The 17,203-nt window shown below is 66.7% G+C and carries 15 protein-coding genes and 2 tRNA genes; 7 read left to right on the forward strand and 10 right to left on the reverse strand.

Features of this window, described 5'->3' with window-relative positions; genetic code table 11:
- Positions 1-201 precede the first annotated feature (201 nt).
- Complete coding sequence (locus VI123_RS02680) at positions 202-726, forward strand: hypothetical protein (protein ID WP_336336521.1); 525 nt, start codon at positions 202-204, stop codon at positions 724-726.
- On the opposite strand, the gene VI123_RS02685 is transcribed toward VI123_RS02680, so the two are convergent.
- A complete protein-coding gene (locus VI123_RS02685; RefSeq protein WP_336336522.1) occupies positions 718-3,783 on the reverse strand; it encodes an FAD-binding and (Fe-S)-binding domain-containing protein in 3,066 nt (1,021 codons plus the stop codon). The genes VI123_RS02680 and VI123_RS02685 overlap by 9 nt on opposite strands.
- Positions 3,784-3,987: 204 nt before the next feature.
- On the opposite strand from VI123_RS02685, the gene VI123_RS02690 reads away from it, so the two are divergent.
- Positions 3,988-4,482: an Hsp20/alpha crystallin family protein gene (locus tag VI123_RS02690; RefSeq protein WP_336336523.1), complete on the forward strand. Its 495-nt coding sequence runs from the start codon at positions 3,988-3,990 to the stop codon at positions 4,480-4,482.
- A 53-nt stretch (positions 4,483-4,535) separates the two neighbouring features.
- On the opposite strand, the gene VI123_RS02695 is transcribed toward VI123_RS02690, so the two are convergent.
- The 3 genes from VI123_RS02695 to VI123_RS02705 all read right to left on the reverse strand — a co-directional run bounded on the left by VI123_RS02695 (position 4,536) and on the right by VI123_RS02705 (position 5,867).
- Complete coding sequence (locus VI123_RS02695; protein ID WP_336336524.1) at positions 4,536-5,105, reverse strand: hypothetical protein; 570 nt, start codon at positions 5,103-5,105, stop codon at positions 4,536-4,538.
- 114 nt (positions 5,106-5,219) lie between these two features.
- Positions 5,220-5,293 (reverse strand) — tRNA-Phe (locus VI123_RS02700).
- Positions 5,294-5,793: 500 nt separating this feature from the next.
- Positions 5,794-5,867 (reverse strand) — tRNA-Val (locus VI123_RS02705).
- 97 nt (positions 5,868-5,964) lie between these two features.
- On the opposite strand from VI123_RS02705, the gene VI123_RS02710 reads away from it, so the two are divergent.
- From VI123_RS02710 to VI123_RS02725, 4 genes are all read left to right on the forward strand, one after another.
- The gene (locus tag VI123_RS02710) at positions 5,965-6,543 is read left to right on the forward strand and encodes a DUF192 domain-containing protein (protein ID WP_336336525.1); all 579 of its coding nucleotides are present in this window, start codon (positions 5,965-5,967) and stop codon (positions 6,541-6,543) included.
- Positions 6,544-6,582: 39 nt separating this feature from the next.
- Positions 6,583-8,499 (forward strand): ABC transporter ATP-binding protein, encoded by a 1,917-nt coding sequence (locus VI123_RS02715; RefSeq protein ID WP_336336526.1) that lies wholly within the window; start codon positions 6,583-6,585, stop codon positions 8,497-8,499.
- Between the two features lie 137 nt (positions 8,500-8,636).
- Positions 8,637-10,190 (forward strand): ATP-binding response regulator, encoded by a 1,554-nt coding sequence (locus VI123_RS02720; RefSeq protein ID WP_336336527.1) that lies wholly within the window; start codon positions 8,637-8,639, stop codon positions 10,188-10,190.
- Between the two features lie 54 nt (positions 10,191-10,244).
- Entirely contained in the window at positions 10,245-10,685 is a 441-nt protein-coding gene (locus VI123_RS02725) for a hypothetical protein (protein ID WP_336336528.1), read from the forward strand.
- A 6-nt stretch (positions 10,686-10,691) separates the two neighbouring features.
- On the opposite strand, the gene VI123_RS02730 is transcribed toward VI123_RS02725, so the two are convergent.
- The 3 genes from VI123_RS02730 to coxB are packed head-to-tail and all read right to left on the reverse strand — an operon-like array spanning position 10,692 to position 14,312.
- Positions 10,692-10,958, reverse strand: a complete 267-nt coding sequence (locus tag VI123_RS02730) for a cytochrome C oxidase subunit IV family protein (protein WP_336336529.1) — start codon at positions 10,956-10,958, stop codon at positions 10,692-10,694.
- Positions 10,959-10,962: 4 nt separating this feature from the next.
- A complete protein-coding gene (locus VI123_RS02735; protein WP_336336530.1) occupies positions 10,963-13,527 on the reverse strand; it encodes a cbb3-type cytochrome c oxidase subunit I in 2,565 nt (854 codons plus the stop codon).
- A complete protein-coding gene (gene coxB, locus VI123_RS02740; protein WP_336336531.1) occupies positions 13,524-14,312 on the reverse strand; it encodes a cytochrome c oxidase subunit II in 789 nt (262 codons plus the stop codon). The genes VI123_RS02735 and coxB overlap by 4 nt, the downstream gene beginning before the upstream one ends.
- 118 nt (positions 14,313-14,430) lie before the next feature.
- On the opposite strand from coxB, the gene VI123_RS02745 reads away from it, so the two are divergent.
- Positions 14,431-14,955 carry a DUF6789 family protein gene (locus VI123_RS02745; protein WP_336336532.1) on the forward strand — a complete coding sequence of 175 codons (525 nt, stop codon included), beginning with the start codon at positions 14,431-14,433 and terminating at the stop codon, positions 14,953-14,955.
- 169 nt (positions 14,956-15,124) lie between these two features.
- On the opposite strand, the gene VI123_RS02750 is transcribed toward VI123_RS02745, so the two are convergent.
- The 3 genes from VI123_RS02750 to VI123_RS02760 all read right to left on the reverse strand — a co-directional run bounded on the left by VI123_RS02750 (position 15,125) and on the right by VI123_RS02760 (position 17,198).
- Positions 15,125-15,565, reverse strand: coding sequence for a DUF5790 family protein (locus VI123_RS02750; RefSeq protein WP_336336533.1), 441 nt, complete (start codon positions 15,563-15,565; stop codon positions 15,125-15,127).
- A gap of 105 nt (positions 15,566-15,670) precedes the next feature.
- Positions 15,671-16,777 carry a DUF7544 domain-containing protein gene (locus VI123_RS02755; protein WP_336336534.1) on the reverse strand — a complete coding sequence of 369 codons (1,107 nt, stop codon included), beginning with the start codon at positions 16,775-16,777 and terminating at the stop codon, positions 15,671-15,673.
- Between the two features lie 73 nt (positions 16,778-16,850).
- Positions 16,851-17,198, reverse strand: a complete 348-nt coding sequence (locus VI123_RS02760; RefSeq protein ID WP_336336535.1) for a dihydroneopterin aldolase family protein — start codon at positions 17,196-17,198, stop codon at positions 16,851-16,853.
- Positions 17,199-17,203 lie beyond the last annotated feature (5 nt).

The following is a 17,203-nucleotide window of genomic DNA, read 5'->3' on the forward strand; positions in this document are numbered from 1 at the left end:
TCCGGTGGTTATACACTGTGTAATACTGGCACGACACACACGCCGCCGCGGCCGGTGAGACGAGGCCGCCTGGTATACGCTCACTACCCAGCCGTCGACGTGCGAAACCGAGACGGTAGCCGCTGGATAACCGTCTGGCCGGACCGTGACCCCGCGTCAGATGACCGACGTTTCTTGCCCGTGGGGGGCACAGTGGGTGGTATGTTCCCTCGCTTGCGTGCCCAGGGGCCGGCCGTGCTCGTCCCGCTCGCGTGGCTGCTCGTGGGACTGGCCCACCTCGACGTGGTCACAGACCGGACGGTCCTGGTGTTCCACGTCGTCGCCGCCACCCTCATCACCGCGTTCGCCGTCCTCTCGTGGGACGAGATGGCGGCCGGCGTCCTCCGACTCTGGCGTGACGTCCTCCTCGTCGGCCTGCTGTTGACCGTCGGCGGCATCGTCGGTCTGCTCTACTCCCCGCTCCGGGATCCGTTCCTGACGACGACGATACTGGGGTGGATGGTCGTTCCGGGCGTCGGTCTCTACTACACCGGCGAGCGCGTCCCGGCAGGTCGGCGTGCGTACGCGGCCGGGGCGGCGCTGAGCGTCCTCGGTGCGGCCGTCTACGCCGGCGCGCTGTTCCCGGCGGCGGAAGCCGCGCTGCTCGCCGGTATCGGGCTGGCGATGGTCGGCCAGACCGTCGGCATCGTCCGGGCGGTCCGCCAGCCGGAACCGGACTCAGGCTAGGGCGGCGTCGAGCTTCTCGACCGGGTGGGGCGGCTCGCCGTCGCTTTCGTCCCAGTCCTCCAGTTGCGTGCGGCAGGACGCCCCGGGCGCGACGACCGTCTCGCCGCGGCTGTCGCCGATTTGGTCGAACAGGATTTCGCCGATGGCCTTGCTCATCGAGAAGTGCTCGGTCTCGTAGCCGAAGGAGCCGGCCATGCCACAACAGCCCGAATCGAGCGGGTCCACGTCGTAGCCGGCCCGCCGGAGGACGCCGACGGCGTGGTGGTCCTTCTTCGTCGCCTTCTGGTGGCAGTGGCCGTGGTAGGTCAGCGTCTCGGGGCTGGCATCCCACTCGACCGCCTCGTCCAGCCGGAAGGCGTCGAGGTACTCACAGACGCCGTAGGCGTTCGCGGCCAGCGTCTCCACGTCCGCGCCCGACAGCAGGTCGAGGTAGTCCGACTGGACCATCACGGCGTCGCTCGGTTCGACCAGGACCACGTCCCAGCCGTCCTCGACCGACGGGACGAGCGCGTCGACGTTCTCTCGCGCGGTCGCCCGGGACTGGTCGAGAAAGCCCTTCGAGTGGGCCGGCCGCCCGCTGTCGGTTCGGTCGGCCACCTGGACGTGGACGCCCGCGGCTTCGAGCACCCGGACGGCGGCCTTCCCCACCTCGGGGTGGCTGTAGTTCGTGTAGGTGTCCGGGAACAGCAGGGCCCGTCGCTCGGCCTCCTCGGCCGGGACCTGCGGGCCGCGCTCGTCGAACCAGTCCAGCAGCGTCGTGCGCCGGAAGCTCGGGAGCGTCCGCCCGGGGGCGATGCCGACCGTCTTCTCCAGCACCGTCCGCGCGCCCGGGACCTTCGTCGCGAGGTTCGACAGCGGCGCAACGGCGCTCCCGACTCCGGCGAGGGCGTCGACGTTCGCGAACAGTCGGTCCCGCAGGCTGGAGCCGTGCTCCTGATGGTGGGCGTGGGTCACCTCGGCCTTGAGCTTCGCCATGTCGACCTCGCTCGGGCAGTCCTTCGCACAGCCCTTGCAGCCGATACAGAGGTCCAGCACCTCGTGCATGAACTCCTCGTCGGTGGGGTCGTCGGGCAAGTCGCCGCTCATCGCCTGCCGGAGCATGTTCGCGCGGCCCCGCGTCGCGGTAATCTCCTCCTCGGCGGCGCGGTAGGTCGGACACATCACGCCGCCGGTGGTCTCCTGTGGCCCGCGACAGCCGCCACAGCCGTGACAGAGTTCCACCATCCCCTGCAGCCCGTTGTCGTTGTCCCACTCCAGCGCGGGGTCGAAGCCGGCGTCGAACTCGTACTCCGGGTCGAATCGGAGGTTCTCGGTCATGTCGACGGTGCGTGCTCGCTCGGGCATCGCGCCGGACTCGACCTCGCTCGCGTCGACGCCGACGACCTGACCGGGGTTGAGCAGCCAGTCGGGGTCGAACGCGGACTTGAGCTCCTGGAACGTCTCCCAGAGGTCCGTGCCGTACAGTTTCTCGTTCCACTGCGTGCGGGCGCGACCATCGCCGTGCTCGCCCGAGACGCTCCCGCCGTACTTGACGACGAGGTCGGTCACCGCGTCGGCGATGGACTCCATCGTCTCGACCCCCTCGACGGTCTTCGTGTTGACGAGCGGGCGGATGTGGAGCACGCCGGGCCCGGCGTGGGCGTAGAAGGAAGCGAAGGTGTCGTGCTCTTCCAGAATCTCCTGGAAGTCGGCGACGTACTCTGGGAGGTTTTCGGGCGGGATGGCGGTGTCCTCGATGAACGAGCCGTGTTTCTCGTCGGTCGTCCGCGAGAGCAGGATAGGGAGGCCGGATTTGCGCATCTTCCAGAACTGCTCGCGTTTCGCCTCGTCGTGGGCCTCCATGGCGTCGAAGGCCCGCACCGGCGCGTCGACGACCGTCCGGTCCGCGGTCGGGTCCGTGTCTGGGGCGACGTCGTTCGTCCGGTCCGCGAGCAGGTCGGCGACCTTCCGCCGGCCGCTCTCCTCGTCGTCGGCGTAGAACTCCACGATGAGGACCGCCCGGGTCCCGTCGGGCAACATGCCGACCACGTCCTCGAATTCGGCGGTGTCGCGGGCCAGGTCGATGAGTACGTCGTCGAGTACCTCGACTGCTGCGGGGTCGTGTTCGAGGATGTCCGCGACGTCCGCCATCGCCTCGACGAGCCCCTCGTAGGCGAGCAGGGCCATCGACTTCGTCTCGGGAATCGGCTCCAGGGACACCTCGGCCTCGGTGACGATGGCGAGCGTGCCCTCGCTGCCGGCCAGCAGCGAGGCGACGTTGACGGTCCCGTCCTCGGCGTCGTCGAGCACCCAGTCGAGGTTGTACCCCGAGACGTTGCGCTTGAGGTCCGGGTAGTGGCTCCTGATTGCCTCACCCTCCTCCGCGAGTATCCGCTCGATTTCGGCGTAAATCCGGCCTTCGAGGTCGCCGTCAGGGTTCGCGCGGTCGCGCAGCTCCTCGCGGGTGACCTCGCCGAAGGTGGTGACGGTACCGTCCGCGAGGACGACCTCGCACTCCTCGATGTAGGCGTCGGTCTTGCCGTACTGCAGAGAGTGGGCACCAGTGGAGTTGTTACCGATAGCCCCGCCGAGGACGCTCTTGTCGCCCCACGCCGGGTCCGGGGCGAACTTCAGCCCATGGGCGGCCAGTTCGTCGTTCAGGTCGCCGAGCGTGATGCCCGGCTGGGTCCGCGCTCGCCGGTCGCCGGGCCGCGCCTCGACGAGACCGTCCATGTACCGCGAGAAGTCCAGTACGACGGCCTCGTTGACGGTCTGGCCGGCGAGGCTCGTCCCGCCGCCTCGCGGGAGGACCGGAATCTCCCGCTGGGCGCAGTAGGACACGACCGCGGCCACGTCCTCGGTCGACCGGGGGTAGACGACGCCGATGGGCACCACCTCGTAGAGGCTGGCGTCGGTCGCGTACAACTGCCGCGAGTACTCGTCGAACCGGACCTCGCCGTCGATTCGCGCCTGTAGGTCGTCGACGAGGCCCGACCGGGCGACGCTGTCGTTCCGGTAGTCGTAGTTCGATACCTCGTCGGCCGACGGGTCTATCCGGGTGCCGGAATCGGTTGCCATAGTGTGTTCGTCTCCGTTCGCCCGGCCACCGACGGACCGGGCACTCGGCGGTGTGTCGTGGCTGTTCTAGCCATACGCCGGTCAAAATAGTTCCGCTACGGTATCTCATGCCGCACTTCCGACACGGCCGACGAGGCGGTCGTCGCCCGTGATATCACGTGTTACGCAACTGTTAATATCAGCGCTAGCTTATATAATGTGCTTATGACACACAGTAACGACCCGTTCGAAACGATGCTCCGACTCTTCGCACAGACCCGACGGACGATGATGGACGACGGCGCGGCCCACTGGTTCGACGGCCCCTCGGGCAACTGGACCGGCGACGCCCCGGCCCGGCTGGACGACCGACCGGACACGCGCTCGGGCGGTCACCGCCGCAGTATCGACACGAACCTCCACGTCGACGAGAGCGACGACGAGTTCGTCGTGATGGCCGACCTCCCGGGCTTCGAGCGGGACGACCTCGTCGTCCGCTTCGAGGACGGCGTCCTCAGCATCCAGGGCGAGAGCACGGTCGCCGAGGACACGAGCGACGGCGCTCGCCGGCACAGTCGGCGGGTCGCCGAACGGGTGGCTCTCTCCGACCCCGTGGTCGAAGACGACATCAGCGCCTCCTACCACAACGGCGTCCTCGAAGTGACGCTCCCGCGTGCGGGCGACGCCCCTGACGACTCACACCGCATCGACATCGAATAACCCCGCTTACCGCCCCTCGACCGCCGTGGCTTTTCTGCCAGCAGTCCGCCCCATCAGTACCGAGAGAAGTTCTCGTCGGGATAGACACCGTCGTCGGCGATATCTACCACGTCGAGCGTCGCCAGCCTGGCGAGGCGGTCCGCCGCGTCGCTTTCGTCGACGCCCAACTCGACCGCCCGCGACAGCACCCGGTCACGGCTCGGCACGGACTCAATGAACCCATCGCCATCAGTCACCGTCTCCTCGGCGACGATGGCTTTCAGGATGGCCCCGTGTTCCCGCTTCGAGGGCGTGGTGCTGTCGCCGGTCCAGTCCACACTCAGCGTCCCGTCGTCGTTGACGTGCGAGACGACGAAACCGTCCGGCAACCGCTCGGTCGCCGCCGCCACCAGTGCGGCCCGGTCGAGTCTGGCCTCGAACCGGAACCGCTTGCCGTCTCTCGACTGCCCGCGGCTCCCGACGCTCGCACCGGCTTCGGCTATCGCCGCTCCGATGGCGTCGGCGAGGCGGTCCTGTACTGTGGCTGCGACTGCATCCCGCTCCGCGCTGACGTCCGCGAGTTCCTCCGTCAGCGCCGCGTGCCGCTCCATCTGCTCGTGTGCTGACTCCTCTGCCATACCCATGCTACTCGCCGCCACGGAAGTACCTGTTCCGGCGACCGGGACGGACCGACGAAACGGGCCGCCGTTCAGGGTCGTGATCCTGACTCTCAGTCCGTCGGTGATACAAAAGTAGGATGCCGCCTCCCGGATTTGAACCGGGGACAGCTCGATCTTCAGTCGAGTGCTCTCCCAGTCTGAGCTAAGGCGGCGTGCACTCCAAGCGATGACGAGGGTAGAAAAAAGCATTTCGAAAGCCGGCGGGCGTTCTGTGGCACCGACAGGGCGGGCCGACCACCGACTACGGGAGAAACAGGTCCGCGCTGTCGAACGTCTCGCCACAGTCGTCGCACTCGTATTCGGTGCCGTTGGTCGTCGAGACGTGCCCGCTACAGGCCGGACACGTCGAACCGTCTATCATGGCACGAACTATCACTACTCCGGATATATGGGTTACGGGCGACTATCAATCGAGATAGGGCCCCGCTGTCGGCGGCCACACCACGATACGACCGGAGCAGGGAACGTGGGTACGGTGGACAAGGCCGGTCTGTGACCTATCCACTCCTCACGTTCGTTCGTCGCAGAATGGGTCCGGGCGGATTCGAACCGAAGGAAAACTCTCTCCGTTCGTCTTCCAGGGTTCGAATCACCATCACCCACACAGACACCGCTGGCTCCTCGTTCTACTCGCCGCAGTCGGTGTCAGAAGTGGGTCCGGGCGGATTCGAACCACCGGCCTCGGCCTTGTAAAGGCCACGTCATAACCAACTAGACCACGGACCCACGTCCCACCGTTTTCCATCGGCAGGAATAACGCTTTCTCTCTCAGTCGACAGTGGGCACCGACAGTATTACCCACGGCGTGCCCCTCACACGGAGTATGCAGCGCCCCGCCGTGGCTGTCTTGGGAGCCGTCGGGCTTCTCGTCGCCGCCGCCGTGGTCCTCCAAACCGGGCTCTGGGTCGACGTGCTGGGGACCGGCGAGTACGAGGAGGGGACGGTGACGGTTCGAGAGGAGGCGGAGACTGCGACGGCGACGACACAGACCGGGACGGCCGCTTCGACGCCGGGGACGACAGTCGCGGTACGTGACGGAACCGCCGGCGAGCCGCTGGGGACGGTTGAGGTACGTATCGCACAGACGACCACACAGCGCTACGTCGGCCTGAGCGAGACGGCGTCGCTCGGACCGGACGAGGGGATGCTGTTCGTCCACGACTCCGAGGGGACACACACCTACGTCATGCGGAACATGTCGTTCCCGCTGGACATCATCTTCATCGACGCTAACGGGACCATCACGACCATCCACCACGCGCCGACACCGCCCGAGGGCGAACAGTACAGCGAGGAGTATCCGGGCTACGGGAAGTACGTCCTCGAAGTGAACCAGGGGTGGACGAACCGGACCGGCGTCGAGGTTGGCGACCGGGTCGAACTGCCGCCCGAGGCGGCGTAGCCCGACGGCCTTTTGCGGGTTCGGCCCCTGGTTTCGACAATGGATTTCGACGCGGGTTCGGACGACGACGTGTTCGAGGACGCCAGGGAACGCGTCGACCGGCCGATGCTCCGGCTGTTCACCGGCTACGGTCGGGGCCAGTGGGCGGCGTTCGTCGTCGGGCTGTGTAGTTCCATCGTGGCCCGGATGCTGGACCTGCTGCCGCCCATCCTCCTGGCGCTGGCTATCGACGCCATCTTCCTCCAGGAGGCCGAGTACGGCCTCTTTCTGGTCCCCGACGCCTGGATTCCCAGCGGCCAGGGGCCACAGCTGTGGCTCACGGCCGGCATCATCGCCGCCTCGTTCGGCCTCGGGGCCGTCTTCCACTGGAGCCGGAACTGGGGCTGGAACAAGTTCGCCCAGCACGTCCAACACGCCGTCCGCACCGACACCTACGAGACGATGCAGCGGCTGAACATGGACTTCTTCGCCGACAAACAGACCGGCGAGATGATGTCCGTGCTGTCGAACGACGTGAACCGGCTGGAGAAGTTCCTCAACGACGGCCTCAACTCCGCCTCGCGGATGGTCATCATGGTCGTCGGCATCGCCACGTACCTGTTCTACATGAACTGGCAGCTGGCGCTGGTCGCGCTGCTCCCGGTCCCGCTCATCGCGGTGTTCACCAAGCGGTTCATCGAGACCATCCAGCCCAAGTACGCCGAGGTGCGGTCGACGGTCGGGAAGCTCAACTCCAGACTGGAGAACAACCTCAGCGGCATCCAGATAATCAAGACCGCCAACACCGAACCCTACGAGGCCGACCGCGTCAAGGACTCCTCCGAGGACTACCTCGACGCCAACTGGGACGCCATCGAGACGCGCATCACCTTCTTCCCCGGCCTCCGGCTGGTCTCCGGGCTCGGCTTCGTCGTCACGTTCGTCGTCGGCGGACTGATGGTCACCGGGCAGGCACCCGGGCCGCTGTCGGTCCCGCTCTCCCGCGGGCAGTTCGTCGCCTTCATCATCTACACCCAGCGGTTCGTCTGGCCGATGGCCCAGTTCGGACAGATTATCAACATGTACCAGCGGGCCTACGCCTCCGCCGAGCGCGTGTTCGGGCTGATGGACACGCCCGGCCGCCTCGAGGAGGCCGAGGACGCCCCGCCGCTCGACGTGACCGACGGACGGGTGGAGTACGAGGACGTGTCCTTCGGCTACGACGGCGACCCGGTGCTCTCGGACGTCTCCTTCGAAGCAGACGGCGGTGAGACGGTCGCGCTCGTCGGCCCGACCGGCGCGGGGAAATCCACCGTTCTGAAGCTCCTCCTCCGGATGTACGACGTGGACGAGGGCGCGGTCCGCATCGACGGCCAGGACGTGCGCGACGTGCAGATTCAGAGCATCCGGCGGGCGGTCGGCTACGTCAGCCAGGAGACGTTCCTCTTCTACGGCACGGTCCGGGAGAACATCGCCTACGGCTCGTTCGACGCCACCGACGAGGAAATCGTCGCCGCCGCGGAAGCGGCCGAGGCCGACCAGTTCGTCCGGACCCTCCCCGACGGCTACGACACGATGGTCGGCGAGCGTGGCGTCAAGCTCTCGGGCGGCCAGCGCCAGCGCATCGCCATCGCCCGGGCAATCCTGAAAGACCCCGAACTCCTCATCCTCGACGAGGCGACCAGCGACGTGGACACGGAGACGGAGATGCTCATCCAGCGGTCGCTCGACGACCTGACCGCCGACCGGACCACCTTCGCCATCGCCCACCGCCTCTCGACGGTGAAAGACGCCGACACGATTCTCGTCGTCGAGGACGGTCGCGTCGTCGAACGCGGGACCCACGACGAACTGCTGGCCGCCGACGGCCTCTACGCCAACCTCTGGGCGGTCCAGGCCGGCGAAATCGACGAACTTCCCGAGGAGTTCGTCGAGCGGGCGATTCAGCGGCGGGCGCGGACGGATGCCGATGACTGAACCGGTGAGCACGCAGTGTTCGACCCGTCACTCGGCAGCGATTGCCGACGGCTGAGACTCGGCGTCGACAGCCGGAACGCGCTCCCCCGGCCCGTCTGACGCACAACGTTATCAGGGTACATCCCGTGCAGAGACGCATGGGTAGTGAGGTGGGGGACCCCGTTTCGGTCCGGTACGTCGGCAGCGGCCGAGCCGATGACCGAACCCGGCAGGCAGTCGCGGCGCTGGAGTCGGCGCCGTCGATTCGCTCCGTCCACCGCTCGACGACCACGGTCGATGCCATCGAACAGTGCGTTTCGGCCGCCGTCGACTGCGTGGTCTGCGAGTTCGACTCCCCCGGCGTCGACGGCATGGCGGTCCTCGACGCCCTCGACGACGCGACCCCGTTCGTCGCAGTGGTCGACAGCGGCGACGGGTCCCGCGAACTCACGGCGCTGGAGCGCGGTGCGGCCCGAACGCTCCGACGCCCACCCGACGCGACCGGCTGGCCGGCGGTGCTGGTCTCGACGGTCCGGGACGCCGTCGAGCAGCGCCGCCTCGTCGAGTCCGCCGGCGACGCCGGCAAGCGATACCGCTCGCTGTTCGAGAACAACCCGCTCATCATCTGGGAGGAGGACTACTCGGCGAGCAAGCGGCGGCTGGACGACATCGCCGCGCGCGTCGACGACCTCGAAGCCCACTTCGAGGCCAACCCCGAGGTCGTCCGCGAACTGATGGCCGACATCGACGTCGTCGACGTCAACGAGAACGCCCTGGCGTACTACGACGCCCCGTCGAAAGCGGCCCTCCTGTCGAACCTCGACCAGGTGTTCACCGACGTGGCCTACGAGTCGGCCGCGGGGATGTGGCTCGCGCTCGCCGCCGGCGAGACCACATACCGCTGGGAGACCGTCGGGCGGACGCTCTCGGGCGAGCGCAAACACGAGATAATCGAACTGAACGTCCCGGCGGAGTACGCGGACACCCTCGAACGGGTGTACCTGACGGCGATGGACATCACCGAGCGGAAGCGCCAGGAGCGGGAACTCCAGCGACAGCGCGACCGTCTCGACGAGTTCGCGTCCGTCGCCAGCCACGACCTCCGGAACCCGCTGACCGTCGCGGAGGGCCACCTCGACTTGGCGATGGAGGACTGCGACAACCCGCGGCTGGCCGACGTGGCACAGGCCCACGACCGGATGCGCTCGCTCATCGACGACTTGCTGGCGCTGGCCCGCGACGGCCGTCCGGTCGACGACCCGGCCCCGGTCCCGCTGGCCGCGGTCGTCGACGCGTGCTGGGACACCGTCGAGACCGGCGACGCGCGCCTCGTCGTCGACACCGACCGGACCGTCCGCGCCGACGAGATGCGACTCAAGCGGCTGTTCGAGAACCTCATCCGGAACGCCGTGGAGCACGGTTCGACGGGCCCATCGTCGACCGCTCGGGCGGACGCCGTGACGGTGACCGTCGGCGACCTGCCGGACGGGTGTGGCTTCTACGTCGAGGACGACGGCCCCGGTATCCCGACGGCCGACCGCGAGTCCGTCGTCGACGCCGGCTACACGACCGTCGAGAGCGGGACCGGCTTCGGGCTCGCCATCGTCCGGCAGGTCGCCGACGCCCACGGCTGGGAACTGGCGATTACCGCGGGCGAGGACGGCGGCGCGCGGTTCGAGTTCACCGGCGTCGACGCCGACCCAGTCAGCTGACGCCCAGTTCCGACGAGGTAAACGATTATTGTCTAGCATCCTGTATGCTATCGCATGTCAACCGCGTACCTCGCTAGCACGGCACTGATGGGCGTGCTGGTGATAGCGGTGGTCGCATGGATGGTTCGGGGACGCCGCTGGTACCAGTACAGCCCCGGGGCGGCCGCGAGGGCCCGCTCCCCGGCGGGCGAGCGCGAGGGCCGGTTCGAGACGTACGCCGACCGACCGATGGTCTGGGTCGCTGCGTTCGCGGTGCTGGTCGTCGGTCTGCTCGTCGGCGTCGTCGCGTCTATCTCCGGGCCCGTCGAGACGCAGTCGATAGCCGGGGTGGCGGTTGCTATTGTCGGTGGGGCGGGTCTCTGTGGCTACCTGCTGTTCGGCGTGTACCTCTCGGCGACGCGGCGGGGCCACCCGCGCTCGTTGGCGGTCGCCGAGTCCGCGACCGTCGCGGGCGTCCTCTTTCTCGTCGCGGTCAGCCTCCAGTTGCTCGCCTGAGCGCGCTCACAGAATCGAGTACGCGGCGGCTCCGGTCAGCGCGAGCGCGGCGACGGTGCCACCGACGACGAGGTACGTGACGGCCCGGGGTTCCCAGCGCAGGTGCTGGTAGTAGGCCGCCACGCCGACGGCTTTGATTACCGACAGCACCATGATGATCCCGAAGGCGGCCCAGTACGCGCTCTCGACGAGGCCGGCGAACTCGACGACGGCCTGTGCGGTCGCGAACACGAACAGTACGACGTATATGACGGTGTATCCTTTCCAGTCCATTGTTCTAGAGGATGTAAAACAGCGGGAACAGGAACAGCCAGACGATGTCGACGAAGTGCCAGTAGAGCCCGAAGTACTCGATGGCTCTGTCGTCGCCCTGGTAGGCCCCGTTCCAGGCCCTGACGGCCATGTACGCACAGATGATGAGCCCGATGGTGACGTGGGCTCCGTGGAGCCCTGTCGTCAGGTAGAACGTCGACGACGCGATGTTCGTCGAGAGGTTCCACCCGTTCGGGAACGCCTCGCTGTGGATGTGAAACAGGTGCTGCCACTCCAGTCCCTTGTTGATGAGGAAGCCGACGCCCAGCGCGAACGTCCCGACGAGCGCCGCGACGGTGCCGCGGCGGCTCTCCCGCTCGGCGGCGACCATCGCCAGCACGACGAGGAAGCTCGACGTGAGCAATAGGTACGTGTTGATGAGCCCCGGCATCGTCACGTGTTCGGCGGGGATGAGGTCGTGGTGCCAGGCCGTCCAGCCGTAGGCGACCCGGACGAAGGCGTACGAGCCGATGAACGCCCCGAAGAGGACGATGTCGCTCGCGAGGAACGTCCACATCCCGAGCTTCAGCTTCTCGACCGACGAGAAGGGCCAGCGCTCCGCGATGGCCATCTCCGGCGCGTGGAACGGCTCGCGGGTCATCCCGACGAGCGAGCCGAACGTCACCAGACCGCCGACGGCAGCCATCGACAGGTACACCACGCTCCCCGTCCGCACGCCCGAGAGGCCGAGGAACGCGACGAACCCGCCGAGGCTGACGAGGAACGGCCAGAAGCTCGCGTGGCTGGCGTGCTCCTCGCCGGCGGTCTCGTGGGCCGGCTCCATCGCGGTGGCCGTCGCCGCGGCTCTGGCCGTCACAGCCCCGCCGTCCGTCGCGGTCCCGCCGTCAGTCGCCGCGTGGCCGTGCGCCGCGGCCCCGGGCGTGCGGCCGGTCCGCTCCGCCACCGTCTCGTCGTCGAGGAACTCCAGTTTCCCGGTGGCGTAACTGGGCACGCCGGGGAAGTTCTCCAGCGGCGGCGGCGACGACACCGCCCACTCCGCGGAGGTGGCGTACGCCCAGGGGTTGTCCCCGGCATCCTCGCCGCGCCAGAGGCTGACGAAGAGGTTGTAGAACATGAGGAGGAAGCTCGCACCCAGCACGAACCCGCCGACGGTCGCCATCGAGTGCCATATCTGCAGGCCCTCGGGGTAGACGAACACCCGCCGCGGGGTCTCCCAGGCGATGAACATCGGGAAGTACAGCAGATTGAACCCAAGGAAGTAGACGCCGAACTGTATCTTCCCCAGGCGCTCGTCGTACATCTTCCCGGTTATCTTCGGGTACCAGTAGTACAGCCCGCCGAAGAGGGCGGTCGCGCCCGCCACCATCACGTAGTGGAAGTGCGCGACGACCCAGTAGGTCCCGCGGAACTGATAGTCCAGCACGATCGCGCCGAGGAAGACGCCGGTGATGCCGCCGATGATGAACAGGATGAGCGCGCCCAGCGAGAACAGGAACGGCGTCGTGAATCGGACCCGTCCTTTCGCCATCGTGTAGATGAGCGAGAACACCATCAGGTCAAAGGGCAGGGAGATGCCGATGGTGGTCGCCATGAAGATGGTCTTGATGGGGAGGTTGATGCCGGTCAGGAACATGTGGTGCATCCAGACGACGAAGCTCTGGAGCGCCACCAGCACCATCGAGATGATGAACCACTTCCGGCCGACCAGCCGGCGGCCCGTGAAGGTCTGGAAGCACTCGGCCATCACGCCGAGCGCGGGGAAGAAGACGATGTACACCTCGGGATGGCCGAAGAACCAGAACAGGTGCGCCCACAGCAGCGACGCGCCGGGGTTGTCCGCGTCGGTCGCCATCGTCGTCCCGTCGATGGAGTACTGGAAGTAGGTCGTCCCGAGGATGTGGTCGGAGGCGAGAATCATCAACGCGGCCAGCAGCGCCGCGAACGCAAAGAGCATCATCCAGACGGTGAGGTTGATAGACAGCGAGAAGATGGGGATGTCCCGCATCCGCAGGCCCTCGGCGCGCATGCGGTACATCGTCGTCAGGAAGTTCACCGACCCGAGCGTCACGGCGGCGGTGAACATGATGAGCGCGAGCACGACCGAGGTCGCGCCCAGCCCCTCGCCGGGGATGTACGCCGGTGTGTTCAGCGGGGCGTACATCGTCCAGCCGCCGGCGAACGTCGTCCCCTGGAAGAAGGAGACGCCCATCAGGAGCCCCGAGAACAGGTACAGCCAGTACGACAGCGCGTTCAGGCGCGGGAACGCGAGGTCGTCCGCGCCGATTTGCAGCGGGACGAGGTAGTTGGCGAATCCGAAGGCGAACGGGGAGATGAACCAGAACACCATCAGCAGGCCGTGGGTCGAGACGGCCTGGTTGTACCCCATCGACCCGAGCAGGTCCGCGCCGGAAGAAATCAGTTCGAGACGGAACAGCAGGGCCAACACCCCACCGAAGACGAGGAAGAACAGCGCGGTGATGAGATACAGGACCCCGATGTCCTTGTGGTTGGTCGTGAGAAACCACCGACTGACCGACGACTTGGGCGGGAGCCCGTGGTCGTGGCTCACGCGCCGACACCTCCCGCGGTCGGCGTTCCGAGGCGGGCCGAGTCGGTCGCGGTACCGTTCACCGCTTGATTCCCGCCCGCTTCGGCAGTCCCGTTATACCAGTCCCCGTACTCGTCCTGGGACAGCACGACCACCTCCGCCGTCATCAGCGAGTGGCCGCTGCCACACAGTTCGTAGCACTTGGCGGTGTAGGTCCCCGTCTCGTTGGCCGTGAACCAGGCCGACGTGTACTGGCCCGGCACGGCGTCGGTCTTGACCCGCACCGCCGGTATCCCGAAGTTGTGGAACACGTCCGTCGAGGTCACCCGTAACCTGACCACCCGGTCCTGTGGCACGTAGAGCGTGTTGGTCGTGTGCCCGTTCGGGTAGATGAAGTCCCAGCCGAAGCGGTACCCCTCCACGTCGATTTCCAGCGCCTCCTCCTGGGCCGGGTCGGGACCCTGCTCGATGTACAGCAGTTGCGAGTAGGTCCAGGCGATGAGCGAGACGACGATGATGGCGCTGATGCTAAAGGAGTAAAACACCTTCCGACCGCCCGAGCCTCCAGTCGGCATCTCGCCCATTTGAGGCCGCTTGACTTTGTCCGCGTACGGGTCCGTATCGCTCCCGTCGTCGCGGTACTTGAGCGCGTGGTACATCGTGTAGGCGACGACGACCACCCCGACGGCCGTCCCCAGCAGCAGAAACACCTCGAATATCTGGTCGAACACCGTGCTCGGTGCCCTGACGTCGCCACCGTGCAAGGGGAACACAACCGCGGCAAGTGTTATCATGGGTCCCGCCATTACCTTCATGATTCTTCCTACCCTATAATAGGTATTGGGGACAGACAGCTGACATATGCCATTCCACACCCAAACGTGTGCGGGAACCTTTTTATCCATTGGCATGTTACGACACACCATGGAAGACACGTCACCCGGCGTCGATGACCCGACAATCGACGACGACGGTCTCTCGGAGGTCGAGGAGTTCGACAGTCTCGCCGGGATTATCGCCGACGGCGTCGTCGGTGCTGCTGGCGGACTGGTCGGGACCGCGATGATGACGGTCGTCTTCCTCATCGCCCAGTCACTGGGCGCGTTCAACCTCGACGACTTCGCCATCCTCACCGAACTCGTGGGGCTGACCGGCTACGTGCCGGAGGTGCTGTTCGGCTTCTTCATCTTCCTCGGCGGCGGGATGTTCCCGTGGCCGCTGCTGTTTGCCTCGCTGAAGGCGTACCTCCCGGGCCAGTCAGACCCCGTCAGCGGCGCGTTCTTCGGCGGGGCCATGTGGACCGGGTTCGTCCTCGCCTTCTACACCGGCCAGTCCGGGCTCACGCTGGTGCTGTACGCGGTGCTGACGCTGGTCGCTCACGTCGTCTACGGGGTCGGCCTCGGCGCGGTGTTCAACTACTTCTCGACGCGTCCGGATTCCATCGTCTGAATCGGCTCGCTGTCGTGTTCCAGCGAGAAGACGGGGTCGTGACTCTCGCCGTATCAGGTCCGATTACGATGTGACACTGGTGCGTTAAAAGCCGCTGGACGACGCGAGCGACGCGCTGGCTACCGCGGAGCACGTAGCGATCAGTCGCCGGCGCGTGGCTGTCCCGAACTCAGGCTTCCGCTTCCGCGTCGGCGTCCGCCTCTGTGTCCGCCCCGTCTTCGCCCTCGAACTCTTCGAGCGTGCTGCGAAGCTGTGGAATCGTCGCTGTGAGGTCACCGACCTGCTCGCGGGCGTCGTCGACATCGTCGATGAGGTCCGCGATGGTCTCGATCTCCTCTGCGAGGTCGTCGGCGTCCTCGAAGGCGTCGGCGCGTTCGCCCATCGTGTACCACTTCTTGGCGTCCCGCAGGTGGTCCTCCGCGTCGCCCACGTCCAGCGCCGTCTTGAGCGCGTTCAGGACGCCGAGCGTGTTGTCGGCCTCTACGTCCCAGACCGAATCGGCCTCTGGGAGCGCGTCCCGGGCCTTCGCCAGGGACTCCTCGACGTCCGTGCGCATCTCGTTTGCGGCTTCGCCGAACAGTTCGTCGTCGTCCAGACTTGACTGACTCATACGGCACGATTGGTGTGGTGGTGGGTTAAAAGCCCGCCTGAAAGTGAAAGTGAAACCGCAGGACGTGGCCGCCCGGTCAGTCCTGAAACCGAAAAGCCATTGTGGTCACTCGGCTCGGATTTCCGAGCGCACCTCGGGAATCGGGTCCATATCGGCGTCGATGTCGCCCAGCACGAGCATCGCGTAGTACCGCAGGAACGTCGTTAGCGGGACCTGAATCAGCGCACTGACGACGAGCAAGACCAGCAGTCCCAGCAGGCCGACGACCGCGGCCGCGACCACGCCGGCGGTGTTCTGGAGGACGAGATACAGCGCCAGCGCACCGAGCCCGAACGGAATCATGACGACCAGCAGCGCGACGATGCCCAGAATCGCGCTGACGATGCCGACCCCTATCTGGAGGACGATTGAGAAAAACAGGTAGGCGAGGTACTGTTTCGGTTCGCGCTTCATCGAGCCCCAGAGCCGTCCCCACCCCGAGAAGACGCCTTCGTCGCTCGCCGTCATCATGGGCACGACGAACACCGTGGTGAATCCGAAGACGACGCCGTAGCTCACTGCCAGCACCGCGAACACGACGACCAACAGCCCCGACAGCGCGAGGACGCTCGACGTGCCGACGTTCGCCATCTCGCCGCCCAGCGCCAGGAAGAACACGGCCGCGCCGACGACGAGCGCGATTCCGAGCCAGACGATGCCCAGCGCCAACCGGAACAGGAACAGCTGGATGCCGTCACCGACGTGCTCGCTGAAGTACCGCCGGACGTGTACCTCGCGGTCGATGAGCGCCTGGGTCAGCACGAACTCCATGAAGTTGCTCAGGATACCGTAGGCGAGGAACAGCAGGACGAACAGGCCGATGAGGGCGAACGCGAGGAGTCCAGCGCCGGCCAGCAGTTCGTCCGGGGCACCGGCGGGAACGTCGGGTCCGGCGACCTGCGCGGCGAGGGTTCCTGGCAGAGACACGACGGTTTCGAGCGGCGCGGCCAGCTGGAAGTCGCCTCCCGGACCGCCGGGGCCACCGGGACCACCAGGGCCGCCGAAGTCGCCGACGTTGCCGACCGACTGGAGGTTGTTCAGTCCGACGCCGCCGCCACCGATGAAGAACACGACGAACGCCATCCGGAGCCAGACGCCGCGTCGTATCGGAAACAGGAACGACTTCGTCGCGTCGATTGCGTCGTCGATGTCGTCGACTGCGTGGAGGGCCATGTCGGAAGTCTCACATCCCCATCTGGTAAAATTTTCGGGGCCCTGTCGGGGATTCAGACCGTCCTCCGTCGGTTCACTCCCGCACCGCGTCGACCTGCATCAGCGGGTAGCCGTCCACCATCGCCATGCTCGTCTCGACCGTGACCCCCTCGTACTCGATTCGCATCTCGACGTCGATGAGCCGCCCGGTGAGTTCCGTGTAGTCCGCCCCGCCCGCGGCGATAGCGTCCGCCAGGGCCGCCGTTCGAACGCTGACGGTGACCGTCTCACAGAACGGCTGGTTCTCGATGGCCTCCTCCATCGCGGCCGCGAGCGAGTCGGCGCTGTCGGGGCTGACCGGCGTCCCCGCGAACTGGTGATACAGCGACCCGAACTTGATGCCCGCCTCGAAACACGCCTCCTGTGGGGTTGTGGGTTCCATACCAT

It is taken from the genome of Haloarcula sp. DT43 (assembly GCF_037078405.1).
Taxonomy (GTDB): Archaea; Halobacteriota; Halobacteria; order Halobacteriales; family Haloarculaceae; genus Haloarcula; species Haloarcula brevis.

Coding starts and splice junctions, on each gene's coding strand:
- VI123_RS02680 (WP_336336521.1), top strand. CDS start 202: ATGTTCCCTCGCTTGCGTGCCCAGGGGCCGGCCGTGCTCGTCCCGCTC.
- VI123_RS02685 (WP_336336522.1), bottom strand. CDS start 3,783: ATGGCAACCGATTCCGGCACCCGGATAGACCCGTCGGCCGACGAGGTA.
- VI123_RS02690 (WP_336336523.1), top strand. CDS start 3,988: ATGACACACAGTAACGACCCGTTCGAAACGATGCTCCGACTCTTCGCA.
- VI123_RS02695 (WP_336336524.1), bottom strand. CDS start 5,105: ATGGGTATGGCAGAGGAGTCAGCACACGAGCAGATGGAGCGGCACGCG.
- VI123_RS02710 (WP_336336525.1), top strand. CDS start 5,965: ATGCAGCGCCCCGCCGTGGCTGTCTTGGGAGCCGTCGGGCTTCTCGTC.
- VI123_RS02715 (WP_336336526.1), top strand. CDS start 6,583: ATGGATTTCGACGCGGGTTCGGACGACGACGTGTTCGAGGACGCCAGG.
- VI123_RS02720 (WP_336336527.1), top strand. CDS start 8,637: ATGGGTAGTGAGGTGGGGGACCCCGTTTCGGTCCGGTACGTCGGCAGC.
- VI123_RS02725 (WP_336336528.1), top strand. CDS start 10,245: ATGTCAACCGCGTACCTCGCTAGCACGGCACTGATGGGCGTGCTGGTG.
- VI123_RS02730 (WP_336336529.1), bottom strand. CDS start 10,958: ATGGACTGGAAAGGATACACCGTCATATACGTCGTACTGTTCGTGTTC.
- coxB (WP_336336531.1), bottom strand. CDS start 14,312: ATGGCGGGACCCATGATAACACTTGCCGCGGTTGTGTTCCCCTTGCAC.
- VI123_RS02745 (WP_336336532.1), top strand. CDS start 14,431: ATGGAAGACACGTCACCCGGCGTCGATGACCCGACAATCGACGACGAC.
- VI123_RS02750 (WP_336336533.1), bottom strand. CDS start 15,565: ATGAGTCAGTCAAGTCTGGACGACGACGAACTGTTCGGCGAAGCCGCA.
- VI123_RS02755 (WP_336336534.1), bottom strand. CDS start 16,777: ATGGCCCTCCACGCAGTCGACGACATCGACGACGCAATCGACGCGACG.
- VI123_RS02760 (WP_336336535.1), bottom strand. CDS start 17,198: ATGGAACCCACAACCCCACAGGAGGCGTGTTTCGAGGCGGGCATCAAG.